15 protein-coding genes are annotated in these 13,932 nt (G+C 65.7%); 7 read left to right on the forward strand and 8 right to left on the reverse strand.

The window, feature by feature from the left end:
* Positions 1-14 precede the first annotated feature (14 nt).
* The 3 genes from hpnE to WK25_RS29590 all read right to left on the reverse strand — a co-directional run bounded on the left by hpnE (position 15) and on the right by WK25_RS29590 (position 2,709).
* Positions 15-1,268, reverse strand: a complete 1,254-nt coding sequence (gene hpnE / locus WK25_RS29580; RefSeq protein ID WP_069243465.1) for a hydroxysqualene dehydroxylase HpnE — start codon at positions 1,266-1,268, stop codon at positions 15-17.
* 4 nt (positions 1,269-1,272) lie between these two features.
* On the reverse strand, positions 1,273-2,121 hold the full coding sequence (gene hpnD, locus WK25_RS29585) for a presqualene diphosphate synthase HpnD (protein ID WP_040140884.1): 849 nt from the start codon (positions 2,119-2,121) through the stop codon (positions 1,273-1,275).
* A gap of 255 nt (positions 2,122-2,376) precedes the next feature.
* Positions 2,377-2,709, reverse strand: a complete 333-nt coding sequence (locus WK25_RS29590; RefSeq protein ID WP_040138943.1) for a hypothetical protein — start codon at positions 2,707-2,709, stop codon at positions 2,377-2,379.
* 179 nt (positions 2,710-2,888) lie between these two features.
* On the opposite strand from WK25_RS29590, the gene WK25_RS29595 reads away from it, so the two are divergent.
* A complete protein-coding gene (locus tag WK25_RS29595) occupies positions 2,889-3,773 on the forward strand; it encodes an alpha/beta fold hydrolase (RefSeq protein ID WP_040138944.1) in 885 nt (294 codons plus the stop codon).
* 53 nt (positions 3,774-3,826) lie between these two features.
* On the opposite strand, the gene WK25_RS29600 is transcribed toward WK25_RS29595, so the two are convergent.
* Genes WK25_RS29600 through WK25_RS29610 form a run of 3 tightly spaced genes read right to left on the reverse strand, consistent with a single transcriptional unit; the run spans position 3,827 to position 5,761 of the window.
* Entirely contained in the window at positions 3,827-4,777 is a 951-nt protein-coding gene (locus WK25_RS29600; protein ID WP_040138945.1) for a diguanylate cyclase, read from the reverse strand.
* Positions 4,774-5,400, reverse strand: coding sequence for a chemotaxis protein CheC (locus tag WK25_RS29605; RefSeq protein WP_040138946.1), 627 nt, complete (start codon positions 5,398-5,400; stop codon positions 4,774-4,776). The genes WK25_RS29600 and WK25_RS29605 overlap by 4 nt, the downstream gene beginning before the upstream one ends.
* Entirely contained in the window at positions 5,393-5,761 is a 369-nt protein-coding gene (locus WK25_RS29610; RefSeq protein WP_040138947.1) for a response regulator, read from the reverse strand. The genes WK25_RS29605 and WK25_RS29610 overlap by 8 nt, the downstream gene beginning before the upstream one ends.
* A gap of 470 nt (positions 5,762-6,231) precedes the next feature.
* Between WK25_RS29610 and WK25_RS29615 the strand changes: the two genes are divergently transcribed.
* Positions 6,232-8,472: a hybrid sensor histidine kinase/response regulator gene (locus WK25_RS29615; RefSeq protein ID WP_069243466.1), complete on the forward strand. Its 2,241-nt coding sequence runs from the start codon at positions 6,232-6,234 to the stop codon at positions 8,470-8,472.
* Positions 8,473-8,512: 40 nt separating this feature from the next.
* Here the strand turns inward: WK25_RS29615 and WK25_RS29620 are convergent, their stop codons facing one another.
* Positions 8,513-9,067, reverse strand: a complete 555-nt coding sequence (locus WK25_RS29620) for an NADPH-dependent FMN reductase (RefSeq protein WP_069243467.1) — start codon at positions 9,065-9,067, stop codon at positions 8,513-8,515.
* A gap of 378 nt (positions 9,068-9,445) precedes the next feature.
* On the opposite strand from WK25_RS29620, the gene WK25_RS29625 reads away from it, so the two are divergent.
* Together WK25_RS29625 and WK25_RS29630 are read left to right on the forward strand one after the other, a co-directional pair.
* A complete protein-coding gene (locus tag WK25_RS29625; RefSeq protein WP_040138950.1) occupies positions 9,446-10,042 on the forward strand; it encodes an RNA polymerase factor sigma-70 in 597 nt (198 codons plus the stop codon).
* Positions 10,023-10,253, forward strand: a complete 231-nt coding sequence (locus WK25_RS29630; protein ID WP_069243468.1) for a zf-HC2 domain-containing protein — start codon at positions 10,023-10,025, stop codon at positions 10,251-10,253. The genes WK25_RS29625 and WK25_RS29630 overlap by 20 nt, the downstream gene beginning before the upstream one ends.
* Before the next feature lie 451 nt (positions 10,254-10,704).
* Here the strand turns inward: WK25_RS29630 and arsC are convergent, their stop codons facing one another.
* Positions 10,705-11,061, reverse strand: a complete 357-nt coding sequence (gene arsC, locus WK25_RS29635) for an arsenate reductase (glutaredoxin) (RefSeq protein WP_040138952.1) — start codon at positions 11,059-11,061, stop codon at positions 10,705-10,707.
* A 433-nt stretch (positions 11,062-11,494) separates the two neighbouring features.
* On the opposite strand from arsC, the gene WK25_RS31560 reads away from it, so the two are divergent.
* The 3 genes from WK25_RS31560 to WK25_RS29650 all read left to right on the forward strand — a co-directional run bounded on the left by WK25_RS31560 (position 11,495) and on the right by WK25_RS29650 (position 13,843).
* Complete coding sequence (locus WK25_RS31560) at positions 11,495-12,001, forward strand: hypothetical protein (protein ID WP_069243469.1); 507 nt, start codon at positions 11,495-11,497, stop codon at positions 11,999-12,001.
* Between the two features lie 94 nt (positions 12,002-12,095).
* Positions 12,096-12,758, forward strand: coding sequence for a ParA family partition ATPase (parA, locus tag WK25_RS29645; RefSeq protein ID WP_040138954.1), 663 nt, complete (start codon positions 12,096-12,098; stop codon positions 12,756-12,758).
* A 23-nt stretch (positions 12,759-12,781) separates the two neighbouring features.
* Positions 12,782-13,843: a ParB/RepB/Spo0J family partition protein gene (locus WK25_RS29650; protein WP_040138955.1), complete on the forward strand. Its 1,062-nt coding sequence runs from the start codon at positions 12,782-12,784 to the stop codon at positions 13,841-13,843.
* The last annotated feature ends 89 nt before the right edge of the window (positions 13,844-13,932 follow it).

Genomic DNA, 13,932 nt, shown 5'->3' on the forward strand with positions numbered 1-13,932 from the left:
GGTCCCTCTGTTGCTTATTGTGTCTGGAGCACGTCCGCGGCCAGTTGGCCGGAACGGATCGCGCCCTCGATCGTGGCGGGCAGGCCGGTGGCAATCCAGTCGCCCGCCAGCACGAGATTGGTCCAGCGCGTACGCACGGCCGGACGTTTCATTTCCTGCGACGGCACCGCCGCAAAACCCGCGCGCGGCTCGACGACGAGCTGCCACGCGGGGATGGCTTCGGCATTCGCGCCCGTCACGCGCGCGACGTCGTCCCAAATACGCTGCGCAAGCGCGTCGCGCGGCATGTCGAGCCAGCGGCCCGCATCGCGGATCGATGCCGCGAGCGTGCCGTCGCCGGTGCGCATCGCATCGACGATGCCGTTGACGACGGTCGTCTGCTGCGGAGGACCGTCGTGCGTGTCGGCGGCGAAATACGCGGTCACGACCGCGCCGAACGTATCGGGCGCCGTGAGGTCCGGCACCAGCGGTTGCGCAACCTCCGGCGGCACGGCCAGCACGACCGCGTCGCCCGGCGCGAGATCGACGCGTTCGCCGCCGATCGTGATCGCGTCGACCGCATTGCCATGCGCGCCGAACTCGAATGCATTGAGGCGCGAGTTCAGCCGTATTTGCGCGCCGCCATGCTGCAGCATCCGCAGCGCCGGTTCGACGAACGCGCTGCCGAGCCCCTGGCGCGCGACGAGCGGCCGGCAGCCCGGCCCGCCCGCCGAGAACGCGCCCCACAGCGCCGCTCGTGCGAGCTCGGCGCTCGCATGGCGCGGCTCGACGTTCAGCACGCCGACGAGAAACGGCCTCAGCCAGCGATCCCACAGCACGCCGTCGCATCGCATCGTCTGCGCGAGCGAGCGGCCGGTGCGCGCGAATGCGAGCGGCGCGAGCGCCAGGTAGTCGAGCGGCGTGGTGCCGGGCGCACGCGAGGCGGCATCGAACAGCCACGACGGCCAGCGTCCGTTGCCGAAGCGCAGCGTCCAGCGCTGCTGCGACGCGGCGTCGACCACTGGATATTCGGACAGCGCGGGCCCGACGAGCAGATCGGCCGCGCCCGTCGCGCGCAGGTAGCGCTGCGTCGCGGGCTGACCCGCGAAGATCTGATGCAGCCCGCTGTCGAGCGTCGTGTTCAACGTGCCGTCGAACCACGTGCGGCAACGGCCGCCCGCATGCGCACGCGCGTCGTGCAGCACGATCCGCCGCCCGCGGCGTTGCAGCTCGACGGCGGCCGACAGCCCCGCGAGTCCTGCACCGATCACGTGGACGGTTCTGGGCATCGGCTCAGAACAGCGCGTAGCGCGCCGCGATCATCAGCATGCGCGCCTTCGGCTTGCGCAGCGGGGCACGCGGATAAGCGAAGCCGCGCGCGATCGCAGCGTCGAGAATGCAGCGATAAGCGCCCGACATGATGCGCGGCGCCTTCACCTGCGCGCGCGCGCAGGTGTCCATCACGGCGTCCGCTTCGCGGAAGTGCGCGATCGCCCGTTCGACGAGCGTCGCGCACACGCGCGGCAGCGCCGGATCGCGCGCGATCGTCGCCGGATCGGTGATCGCGATGCCTTCCCGCGCGAGCAGCTCGCGCGGCAGATAGCAACGGTTGATTGCCGCATCGTCGTCGATGTCGCGCAGGATGTTCGTCAGTTGCAGCGCACGGCCGAGATGGTGCGACAGCTTGATGCCTTCCGCGTCGGGGATCCCGAAAATCCTCACCGACAGGCGGCCGGCCGCGCTCGCGACGCGATCGCAGAACAGATCGAGCGTCGGCTCGTCGGGCGCGCAGATGTCTTCGGCGGCGTCCATCGCCATCCCGTCGATCATTGCGTGGAAGTCGTCGCGCTGCAGGTTGAACGCGCGAATTTCGCGCTCAAGCGCGATCAAATGCCGCGGCGGACGGCCGGCAAAGCACGCGTCGATATCCGCGCGCCAGCGATCGAGGCCCGCGTTGCGCTCGGCGCGCGGCAAATCGCTGTCGGCGATGTCGTCGACCGCGCGGCAAAACGCATAGACCTGGAACATCGCGTCGCGCTGCACCGCCGGCAGAATGCGCATTGCCAGATAGAAAGAACTGCCCGATGTGACGGCAGCGGCGTCGGTTTCTTGTTCGTCCACGACGAGATTGGAAACGGCCAAGACGAGCTCCACGGAGGCACCCACGCGGGGCGATTGAAGAAGCCATGCCCGGCTGGGTTGGTCAGGGCGTCAAATGCGTGCGAGATATGCGAACGATCGACGCAGACAGGCACAAATTACCGGCCGGAAGCCGGAATTGGGCGAAAGTATAGCAATCTTTGAAGTTCGATGGCGGCCTCGCGCCGGGCGGGCGCCGGGCGCGTACCCGCGGGCCGGCGCGGACGGCGGTGGCCATCAGCGCGGCTGGCCGCCCCCTCAGCCGTAGACGATGTCGCGCTGCAGGTCGAGCGCGATGAGGCCCATTTCGCGGGTCAGCTGCAGCATGGAGCGGCGCTCGAGCCGCGAGCCCATGAAGCTCGTCACGCGCCCGTCCGGCTCCACGGTGAACTGGAACAACGCGCTGCCGGTGCCGAACCACGCGCCCGGCACGTCCGGCGATTCATGCCAGTCGATCGCGTCGAATACGCTGGCGATTCCCGCACGCACGGCGTCGCCGGGGCCGATCGGCGGCGCGACGTCGCCCAGGTCGTCGAGCGAATAGGGGCCGGGTTTGTCCGGCTTCCGGTAGAAGAGATAGTCGACGTTCATGGGGCGCAAAGGGGACGAAAGCGTCAAATTAGCGCGCTTCGCGACAAATTCAAATCAGATCGAGACGAAATGTGGCCTGTACGAGACAGAAGCGCGGTTTCGCGCGACCCCGCGCGTCGATGCTTGGACGTGCGCGGCTTCGTCTAAGATGAACATCTTTCCCGAACGACACGGACATCATGGAGACGAACGTAACCGCCACCCCGCAGTCCGATCATCCCGTTTTCGTGCTCGTGCACGGCGCGTGGCACGGCGCGTGGTGCTACACGCACGTCGCGGCCGCGCTCGCCGCGCGCGGCTATCTGTCGATCGCGCGCGACCTGCCCGCGCACGGCGTCCATGCCCGCTTTCCCGCATCGTATCTCGACAGGCCGCTCGACAAGGATGCGTTCGGCGCCGAGCCGTCGCCGGTCGCGAACACCACGCTCGACGATTACGCGACGCAGGTGATGCAGGCCGTGGACGACGCGTACGCACTGGGCCGCGGCAAGGTCGTGCTCGTCGGGCACAGCATGGGCGGCCTCGCGATCACCGCCGCGGCGGAACGCGCGCCCGAGAAGATCGCGAAGATCGTCTATCTCGCCGCGTTCATGCCCGCGTCGGGCGTGCCGGGCCTCGACTACGTGCGTGCGCCCGAGAACCACGGCGAGATGCTCGGCCCGCTGATGCTCGCGAGCCCGCGCGTCGCCGGCGCGCTGCGGATCGATCCGCACAGCGCCGACACCGCGTATCGCGCACTCATGAAGCGTGCGCTGTACGACGACGCGCCGCTCGCCGACTTCGACGCGGTCGCGAACCTGATGAGTTGCGACGTGCCGGCCGCGCCGTTCGCCACCGCGATCCCGACGACCGCCGCGCGCTGGGGAGCGATCGACCGTCACTACATCAAGTGCCTGGCCGATCGCGTGATTCTTCCGGCGTTACAGCAGCGCTTCATCGACGAAGCCGACGCGTTCGTGCCCGGCAACCCGACGCACGTGCACCAGCTCGACAGCAGCCATTCTCCGTTCGTGTCGCAGCCGGCCGTGCTGGCCGGCGTGCTCGCCGACATCGCGAAAAGCTGAAACGCGCGCCGCACACGCGCGAACCGGCAACTGCAACGGCGGCCGCGCGGCGGTTACGCGTATGCGACCGACTGGTCGCGCCCGAGCCGCTTCGCGCGATACAGCGCGGTGTCGGCCTCGTTGACGAGCGCGTCGCACGCCGCCGCGCCTGCCGTCGCACACGCGGCGCCGACGCTCGCGGTCACCGACACGCTGACGCCTTCCGCATCGACCGGCGTGCCGCTGATCGCAACGCGCACCTTGTCGGCCACGAGCATCGCCTCGTCGAGATTCGTGCACGGCAGCAGCAACGCGAACTCCTCGCCGCCGAAACGGCCGAACGTATCCTGCGCGCGCACGATCGCCGCGACGCGCCGCGCCGTCTCGCGCAATACCGCATCGCCGACCGCGTGCCCGAACCGGTCGTTGATCGTCTTGAAGTGGTCGAGATCGAACAGCAGGACCGACAGGTCGCCGCCGTAACGCTGCCAGCGCGCGAACTCGTCGCTTAGCCGCGCCTCGAAGTAGCGCCGGTTCGCGATGCCGGTCAGGCCATCGAGGTTCGCGTGCTCGCGCAGTTTCGCGACCGCCTCTTCGCGCTCGCGCTGCATTACGCTCACGTGAGTGACGTCCGAGATCGTCACGCACACGGCCTCGACTTCGCGGCCGCGCGTGAGGGGCATGAACGTGCAGTCCTGCTGCATGTAATCGACGCCGCCCGTGATCGGCCGGTCGTGCTCGAAGCGAAACAGGTACGGACGCTGCTCCCACGAGCTGAACGCGAAGCTGCCGAGCTGGAACACGCTCTCGAGCTTGCGCTGCAGCCACGCGCGCGGCAGCTCGGGAAAGCAGTCGAACAGGTTGCGGCCGATCACGTCGGCGGCCGGGATGCCGCTGTGGTCCTGCATGAAGCGATTCCACATCAGCACGGTCATCCCGCGATCGAGTACGAACAGGCCGAAGCCGACCCGTTCGATCACGAGGTCGCTCAGCGACGGAGCGGGGGTAACGGCCGGCGCGTTCATAGCGCGGACAGCAACGCGTCGAGCGCATCGCCCATCAGCCGGATCGAATCTTCGGCCATCAGCATCACGAAATGTGCGCGGAACGCATGATCCTCGAGCCCGAAGTTCACTTCGAGCAGCAGCGCGACGCTCCACGCGAGCGCGTTCGGCTGGAACACGTCGTCGAACGACACGTTCGCGCCGAGCAGCCCGGGCGGGAAGAACACCGGCTTGCGGCCGAGCTCGTCGAGGATCGATGCGACGCACGCGCTCATCAGCACGTTCGCGACGTCGAACACGATTTCGTCCTGCGTCTCCATGCCGGCATACACGCCGTCACCGAAGGTGCGCTCCATCAGCGACATCAGCCGCGCGACGCTCGCGCTGCGGCACAGCACGATCGCCTCGCCCTTGATGTCGGAGCGGAAGCCCTGGCGCACGGCCGTCACGTTCTCGTGAATGCCGGTCATCTCGCGCAGCGCGTCGCCAGCATCGGCCGCCTTCACGACGCGCACGCGCGGCACGGACAGCTCGATGAAGTGCCCGAGCAGCAGCGCGAGCCGTGCAGCGGCTCGACCCATCGCGAGGTTGGCGATTTCCTGCAACGCGTCGCGTTGCTCCGCCGTGAACACCGATTCAGGCATACAACCCATACTCCTTGAGAATGGGCAGCAACGCCTCCGACGTCACGGGCTTGGCAACGAATGCGATCGCGCCGAGCTCCCGCACGCGTGCTTGCGCCTGCGGCTGGATATCGGCGGATACCACGATCACGAACGTGTTCAGATCTTCGTGGCGCAGTGTTTCCAGTACCTGATAGCCGTTCATGTCGGGCATCGTCAGGTCCAGAAACATCACGGAAGCTTTGCCGTCACGATAGAGCGCCAAGGCCTCGCGACCATTCGCCGCATAAGCGACGTCGACGTCCCAGTCTCCCGGCAGCGCCTTTGTCAGAAGTTTGCGAGCGAGCAAGGAATCGTCGGCAATCACTATCGGCAAAGGCATGGCGGCGAAGCGGTATACGGAATGGTCTCTCTCGCGTTAACGACCGCGCGGCGCGCTTCTTGAGGCGCCGGGCAATCAAGCGCGGGGCAACCGCCTTGCGGCCGCGCGCGGAGCGTCGCGCCACGACGCGCGCGACGCTCCGCGCGGCAAACGCCGGCGGGCGCATATATCTGTCATAGGGAAAGCAAGGCGCGATTCTCTGAGTAAACCGGAGGCGGTGCAACTCGCCATTTTCACCATTTCGAACAGAATCGATTCGATCGGCCGTCATTCCGAAAACAGTCGCGATCAATTTTGAGATAAGCACGCAAAATTTTTCTTTGTGTACGTTTGCGCTGCCGGATTCATAGCGTTTTCATTCTTTCATTGCGTTCCTGTCGGAAGCGACAGGTTGCCCATGTGCTGTGCCGTACGGCGGCCGAGCGCAACTCGTTTATGATTGACCACCTCCGCTTCGCCCGCTCGCTTCGATGACGTCCGAACGTCCCGCCGACTCCCGCCCACCTGCCTCCGCGCCCGCCGACGACTGGCAGGACGACGGCAACTATTCGTCCGGCGCTCCCGAGCACGATTTCGCGGTCCGGCGCGTGACGTTGATCGTGCTGCTGGTGGCGGCGATCGTGTTGCCGTGCATCTACGTGTCGGTCATGGCGTACAACGACCTGAGGGCACGCGAGGGCGCGGCGAGCGACGTGACGATGCGCACCGTGCGCGTCGCCGAAGAGCACGCGCTCAAGGTGTTCGACCTGAGCGAGACGCTCGATGCGCGCATCGTCGATCTCGTGCAGGACATGGACGACGCCGCGGTGCGCCGCCAGGAAGCGGACATTCACGACGCGCTCAATACGATCGGCGGCGGCTATCCGCAGGTAGCGGCGGTGTCGATCTTCGGTGCGAGCGGGATGCTGCTCGCGAACAGCCTCTACTATCCGGCGCCCTACGCGTCGATCGCGAACCGCGACGACTTCACCGGCATCCGCGACGGCAAGGTGATCGAGCATATCTCCCGGTTGATGATGGGGCCGCTCAAGCTCGAGAACATCCCCGTATTCAATACCGGCGTCGCGCGACGTCATAGCGACGGGTCGTTCGCCGGAATGGTGTCGATCGCGCTCAAGTCGTCCTACTTCAATGCGTTCTACCGCGACCTGCTCGGCGGTGCGTCCACGCCGATGACGATGGCGCTCGCGCGCTCGGACGGCGCGGTGATCGCGTCGTATCCGCCGCCGCCGTCACGCGCGCCGATCGATCGCACGGCGACGTTCGGCAATGCGCACAACGATCCGCGCGCGGGCGTCGTGCGCGTCGGGCAGGGCACCGACAGCGAAATCGTCGCGTACCGGCAGGTCGGCAGCTATCCCGTGTACGTGAGCTGCTCGTACCGGACTTCGGCCATCTGGCATCAGTGGTACGAACATCTGAGCGTCCTGTTCATCTCGATGTTCGCGCCGTCGGTGGCGCTGTGGTGGGTGATCTGGTTGTCGCTGAAGCGGCTGAAGGCGGAAGAGGCGGCATGGGAACGCTGGCAGGCAGAGGCGTCGATGCGCCGCTCGATCGAATCGGCGTACCGGCAGTCGCGCAAGATGCAGGCGCTCGGCAATCTGGTCGGCAGCGTCGCGCACGACTTCAACAACCTGCTGATGATCATTTCGAGCAACGTGCAGATCGCGCGGCGGCGCGGCGTCCAGCATCTCGACAAGGAATTCGGTGCGATCGAGCGTGCGCTGAAGAACGGCCAGTCGCTCACGCGCCAGTTGCTCGGCGTCGCGCGCAAGCAGCCGCTTCACAACGAGACGATCGACGTCGGCCAATGGCTCGGCACGTGCCGCGAACTGCTGAAGACGTCGCTCGGCTCGAAGTCGTCGCTGGTCGTCGCGGTCGATGCAGGCGTGTGGCCGATCCGCGTCGACGTCGCGGAGCTCGAGCTCGCGGTGATCAATCTCGCAGTCAACGCGCGCGATGCGATGGCGACCGGCGGCCGTTTAACCGTCGGCGCGCGCAACGTGACGCTGCGTCGCGAGGACGGCTTTCCGCTGACCGGCGATTTCGTGCAGATTTCGCTCGACGATACGGGCGCCGGCATGGCGCCCGACGTGCTGGCGCGCGCGTTCGAGCCGCTGTTCACGACCAAGCCTCAAGGGATGGGCACGGGGCTCGGGCTGCCGCAGGTGTTCGCGTTCTGCGAGCGCTCGGGCGGCCTCGCGACGATCGACAGCGCGGTCGGCGCCGGTACGTCGGTGCGGCTCTACCTGCCGCGTGCGCGTGTCGAAGACATCGTCGCACGGCCGCAGCCCGCCGCGCAGAGCACCGGCCCGCTCGCGGGCCTGCACGTACTGCTCGTGGAGGACAACAGCGAAGTCGCGGCCGGCACCGAAGCGCTGCTTACACTGCTCGGGCACCGCGTCACTTATGCGCCCAGCGCCGACGACGCGTTGCGCCTGGTCGAGGGCGCAGCCGCGAACGATGCATTCGATCTGGTGATTTCCGATATCCACATGCCGGGCCGCCTGAACGGCATCGACCTCGCCGAAGCAATCGGCAAGCGGCCGGAGAAGCTGCCGGTGATCCTCGTCACCGGTTACGCGGAGGAGCTCGATCGCACGCGGACCGTCAACGTGCGCGTGTTGTCGAAGCCGTTCGACATCGCGCTGCTCGACGAGATCCTGCTCGGGATCCGCGAGGCGCGCGATGCGCGGCACGCAGGCGCGTGACCCGCGGGCGCGCGGGCCGGCGCCTGCAACGCGACGACGCTCAGACCGACTTCAGCACGCGCACCCAGTCGACGTAGCGGTCGACGAAGCCCTGCAGGAATTTCCGCGTATCTTCGCTGACGATCTGGCCCTGGTCGTCGATGCGCGCCGGGTCGTGCTTGATGAACATTTCCGGCTGACCGAGCGTCTTCACGTCGAGATACGCGAGCACGTTGCGCAGATGCTGCTGCGCAAGCGCGGTGCCGACCGCGCCTGGTGACGTGCCGAGCACAGCGCCTGGCTTGCCCGACCACGAGTTGTGGCCCCACGGGCGCGACCCCCAGTCGAGCGCATTCTTCAGTACACCCGGAATCGAGCGGTTGTACTCCGGCGTGACGAACAGCAGCGCGTCGGCTGCTTCGATCGACTGCTTGAAGCGTTTCGCGACTTCCGGAAAGTCCGCGTCGTAGTCCTGGCTATACAGCGGCAGTTCGCCGATCTCGACGAATTCGAACGAGAAATCGGCTGGGGCGAGCGAGATTACGGCATGCGCGAGCGCGCGGTTCCACGAACCGCGACGCAGGCTGCCGACGACGACCGCAACACGATAGGACATGGTGTTCTCCTTCCGGTGAGTGAGGAATCGGACCGATTGATTCAGGACAGGCGACAAAGGTCTGTTTATAGGCAAGCCAGCCCGCGAGCCGTCCGACGGGGCCGACCGGCCGACTTTCCACAAGGTTTTCCACAGAAATTGTGGATAACTCGACCGTTATGGTCTGAAGTTACATCCCGCTCGCATCGCGAATTCGCGCCGCGCGACGCGGCGTTCCGGCAAGCATAGCGCAGCCAGGCGGGCCGCTTCGTGAATTCGCGACGGAACATGCGTTGCGGCGTGGCCGCGTGCCCAGTAAGCTGCTCGCACATCGTTTCGCGGCCGCCTGCCTGTGGAACGCGATCCAACGCTGTTGCCATACAAGGCTTTCCGCTCGCCATGCCGTCCGCGTACGACGATCCTGCTTACCTCGCCCAACTGCGTCACGATCTGCTGCGCTTCGCGCGGCTGCAGCTGCGCGATGCCGACGCGGCCGAAGACGCCGTGCAGGAAGCGCTGACGGCCGCGTGGACGCATGCGGGCGAGTTCGCCGGACGGTCCGCGCACAAGACGTGGGTCTTCGGGATCCTGCGCAACAAGCTGATCGATACGCTGCGCGCGCGGCAGCGGACGGTGAGTCTGTCCGCGCTCGATGCGGAGCTCGACGGCGAATCGGCGCTGGATCGCGAGCTGTTCAAGGAAAACGGGCACTGGGCCGCACACACGAAGCCGCGGCCGTGGCCGCGTCCCGAAACGCTGTTGCAGCAACAGCAGTTCTGGACGCTATTCCAGGTTTGCCTCGATCACCTGCCCGAACATATCGGCCGCGTGTTCATGATGCGCGAATTCCTGGATGTCGCGATCGACGATATCTGCCACGAACTGACGTTGACGACGAATCATTGCAGCGTGCTGCTGTATCGGGCGCGCACGCGCCTGCGCACCTGCCTCAGCGAAAAAGGATTGACGACCGAAGATGCTGCCGGGGAAATGTAGGGACGTGACGCGACTGCTGTCGGCTGCGCTCGACCGGTCATTGACGCTTCAGGAGCACATGCAGGTGCATGTACATCTGCCGGTGTGCAGCGGATGCCGTGCGTATCGCGGGCAGATCGCGATGCTGCGGGCGGCCGCGCATGCGGCGGCGGGGCGCGACGTCGCGGCGGACGACGCTCGGCGCGAGTCGCCGGGCGACGAAGATCGCTGACGTATAGCGGCCAACGCGAGGCGGCAGCGCGGAAGGCCACGGTCGTTGCGGTCGGCTGTTGATCGTCTACCGCTGCGGACTGCGTGCGCAGCTGTCGCGAAAGGCGCGGGGCGATGCAAACTTCCCGCGTCGGCACCGCAGTGCGATTGCGCGAAATCGAGCCGGCGCAGTTCGTCCGTGATGGCGATGCGCAGCCGGCGGCCGACGCGCCGGCGAGCCGGGCGTTGCCATGGTCACCGGCCGATGCGGCCCCGCGGTCTGATCTGGGTGATTCTCGGGTGCACGGTTTGATCGGCCGAGGCAGGACGGCAATGGCGCTGCGTTCGATGGCGGTGGGTCCGCGTTGGAACCGGGTTCGATCTCGTAAATGCCTTCAGTCCACTCGCGCGTGCGCCAGTCCGATACGCTTGCCGTCGATTTGATGCGACAAGAAAAATACGCCGTACAACAATTATTCAAACAGCGCCCGCACTGACTCGGGCGGCCGGCCAATCGCCGCCTTGCCCCGATACACGACGATCGGACGCTGCAGCAGAATCGGATGCGCGGCAATCGCTTCATATGCGTCTGCGTCGGTCAGATTCGCGCGTGCAAGGTCCAGAGTCTTGTACGGTTCTTCGCCGTCACGCAGCATGTCGCGCACCGGCCGCGCGAGCTGACGATGCAGTGCTTCGAGTTCCTCGACAGACGGCGGCGTCTTCAGATACTCGATGACGTTCACCGGCGTACCGGTGCTGTTCAACGTTTCGACCAGTGCGAGCGTCTCGCGGGATTTCGAGCACCGGGGGTTGTGGTAGATCGTGATCATCGGTCAGGCCTCCATGAGAGAGGCACGTATTGTAGCCAGTCTCGTTACGGGCGCTTCGGCGGGGTGCCAATGTATATGTGATGGGCGATTTGAATGCCTGGCCGCACGATATTCGTCCGTTGGGTCGACCGGGGAATGCGCGCAACGCCCCGGTGTTTATGCGCATAAAGGTGGTGGCTCGAACGCATGCGCGGCGCAGCGATCGGCACGGCTACGTGTTGGCGGGGACCGCTTCAGTCAAATGTTTCCCGGCGGCAATGCAATCGGAGCGGTATGTTTGGCGGGGGCAACGGTGGGATCCCTCTCCACCGCAGGTTTATGCGCATAAAGCTGTGGCGGTCGGAGGAGGGACGTCGGCATCCTTCATCGAAGGCCTGCGCATTTCAAGGTCTCCGGTGTTGGCTGAGTCATCCCGGATAGCGCCAGGGTCGCGGTGGTCGCGGTGGTCGCGGTGGTCGCGGTGGTCGCGGTGGTCGCGGTGGTCGCGGTGGTCGCGGTGGTCGCGGTGGTCGCGGTGGTCGCGGTGGTCGCGGTGGTCGCGGTGGTCGCGGTGGTCGCGGTGGTCGCGGTGGTCGCGGTGGTCGCGGTGGTCGCGGTGGTCGCGGTGGTCGCGGTGGTCGCGGTGGTCGCGGTGGTCGCGGTGGTCGCGGTGGTCGCGGTGGTCGCGGTGGTCGCGGTGGTCGCGGTGGTCGCCGAGATGCGTCCACGGAGGAGGCCACATTCGCCGGCGATTTATGCGCATAAACTGACGACGCCATCGGCTGCAGCCGGATCGCGCGGGCCAAGCTCCATTACCACCACCGCGACCACATTCGGAACAGCAACGCAGTTGCCGGATCGCCGCCCACGCGAATCCTCGCGCCCGAGCTTCACACCGCTCCAAACTCGGTCCCACGTCAGCGCTCCGGCAGAGCGTGACTTTATGCGCACAAACCAATAGCCCAAACGGCCAACGCGTAGTTGGCGAACCACAATTTCATTGAAATATAAATATCGTCCTGTAGAATTTCAACGACCAAAAACAGGAGTGAAAATTGGCCGCGGAAATCATTGCAGTCACTCAACAAAAAGGCGGCGTCGGCAAGAGCACGATCGCCATGCACCTGGGTGCGGCATTCCATGAAAAAGGGAAGCGCGTCCTCGTCATTGACGCAGACGGTCAAAACACGCTGGTTCACTGGTCCAGCGCATCCGGTGACAGCGACGCCGGTATCCCTTTCCCGGTAGTCAATCTCGCTGAAGCCGGCGGCCAGATCCACCGCGAGATCAAGAAGTTCATCAACGACTACGACATCATCGTCGTCGATTGCCCGCCGTCGATTACCGAGAAAGTATCCGGCGTCGTGTTGCTGGCCGCATCGATCGCCGTGATTCCGACTTCGTCGTCGCCGGCCGATTACTGGTCGAGCGTCGGGCTGGTCAAGCTGATCCAGCAGGCGCAGGTAATGAACGAAGACCTTCGCGCCGTTTTCCTGCTGAACAAGACCGAAGAGAAGCGCATGCTGACCCGCGAGCTCAAGCGCGCGCTCGAGGAGCTCGGTTTCCCGTTGCTTAAGACGCAAATTCCGACCCGGGAAGCCTACAAGCAGGCGATGGCGCTCGGTCAGACCGTGCTGCAAATGAACGATCGCGGCGCCAAGCTGGCCGCCGCGGAAATTCGCGCATGCGCCGACGAAATCGTCGCCATGCTGCCCTGACTTTATGCGCATAAAGGAGTCACATGAAGCCCTCCCAATTTGCAAAAGGATTCCAAGCGCGCCCGGATATCACGACGAGCGAGAAGCGGACCGCGCTTGATCGGCTGAATGCCATCGACGGCATCGTCAAGTCCGAGACTGCTACGACAGCACCGACGAAATCCGCCAGAAAGGACGTCGCGCCACCTGCCGTTGCCGACGTCCTGCTCGATCCGTCGACGGACGAGTCGCCGCAATATCGCGCGTGGCGCCTCGAGAACCGCTATGCCCCCGGTCAGGTGATCGAGCTGCCGCTGAAGGCGATCAAACATAGTCCGTTCAACCCGCGGCATTTCTATCTGAAGTCGTCGATTGCAGAGCTTGCGGTCAACCTCGCGAAGCAGGGGCAACAGCAGGCGATTCACGTGATTCCCGATTACGAGAATCCGGGTTCCTATTTCGTCAGCGACGGCGGCCGCCGCGTGCGCGCGTTGAAGGAAGCGAACAAGGAAACCGTGAAGGCGATCGTGATCGACGTGCCGATCGGAATCGAGAGCTACAAGCTCGGCTACGACTTGAACGTGCAACGCGATTCGCAGACGGTATTCGACAATGCCGTCGTATGGCGCCGCTTCCTGGACGACAAACATTTCCAGAGTCAGAAGGAACTGTCCGAACATCTCGGCCTCGATGAGTCGACGGTCGCAGTTGCGCTGTCGATCGGCAAGCTGCCGGAAGCCGTCATGCAGGAGATGGTCGCACGCCCCGATCGTTTCGGTTCGAACATGGCGTATCAGGTCGGCCGTTATCACAATGCGCGCGGCACCGAGGCAACGCTACGGCTGATCAACAAGATCGTGTCCGACGACCTCAGCACGCGCCAGGTGTCGGACATCGTAAAGGGTCGCGTGGCAGCGCAGGAAACGCCTAAGCCGGCGGGCCGCCAGCGCTACGCGCAGCGGCTCGAGATCAAGCTTGGCGGCAAGTCGGTCGGCGACCTGAAGTCGTACGGCGAGGACCGGATCGAATTGCGCCTGCGTGGCTTGCCGAAGGACAAACGCGACGCGATCCTCGAGCAACTCGAGCGGATGCTGCTGTCGGAGTGACGGTAAGAGCGGGATGGGCCTGGCGATGTGTCGGGCCCGCTCAGATTGGACGAGACGAGCCGGCGGCTCCGAGGGAGGCCTGAACGGCC

This window comes from Burkholderia latens (assembly GCF_001718795.1).
GTDB classification, from domain to species: Bacteria; Pseudomonadota; Gammaproteobacteria; order Burkholderiales; family Burkholderiaceae; genus Burkholderia; species Burkholderia latens_A.

Bases quoted from the DNA above. Each gene is read 5' to 3' on its own strand.
- arsC (WP_040138952.1), bottom strand. From the start codon at position 11,061: ATGATCACGATCTACCACAACCCCCGGTGCTCGAAATCCCGCGAGACG.
- WK25_RS29615 (WP_069243466.1), top strand. From the start codon at position 6,232: ATGACGTCCGAACGTCCCGCCGACTCCCGCCCACCTGCCTCCGCGCCC.
- WK25_RS29625 (WP_040138950.1), top strand. From the start codon at position 9,446: ATGCCGTCCGCGTACGACGATCCTGCTTACCTCGCCCAACTGCGTCAC.
- WK25_RS29610 (WP_040138947.1), bottom strand. From the start codon at position 5,761: ATGCCTTTGCCGATAGTGATTGCCGACGATTCCTTGCTCGCTCGCAAA.
- WK25_RS29595 (WP_040138944.1), top strand. From the start codon at position 2,889: ATGGAGACGAACGTAACCGCCACCCCGCAGTCCGATCATCCCGTTTTC.
- WK25_RS29620 (WP_069243467.1), bottom strand. From the start codon at position 9,067: ATGTCCTATCGTGTTGCGGTCGTCGTCGGCAGCCTGCGTCGCGGTTCG.
- WK25_RS29590 (WP_040138943.1), bottom strand. From the start codon at position 2,709: ATGAACGTCGACTATCTCTTCTACCGGAAGCCGGACAAACCCGGCCCC.
- WK25_RS29600 (WP_040138945.1), bottom strand. From the start codon at position 4,777: ATGAACGCGCCGGCCGTTACCCCCGCTCCGTCGCTGAGCGACCTCGTG.
- hpnE (WP_069243465.1), bottom strand. From the start codon at position 1,268: ATGCCCAGAACCGTCCACGTGATCGGTGCAGGACTCGCGGGGCTGTCG.
- WK25_RS29605 (WP_040138946.1), bottom strand. From the start codon at position 5,400: ATGCCTGAATCGGTGTTCACGGCGGAGCAACGCGACGCGTTGCAGGAA.
- WK25_RS29630 (WP_069243468.1), top strand. From the start codon at position 10,023: ATGCTGCCGGGGAAATGTAGGGACGTGACGCGACTGCTGTCGGCTGCG.
- WK25_RS29650 (WP_040138955.1), top strand. From the start codon at position 12,782: ATGAAGCCCTCCCAATTTGCAAAAGGATTCCAAGCGCGCCCGGATATC.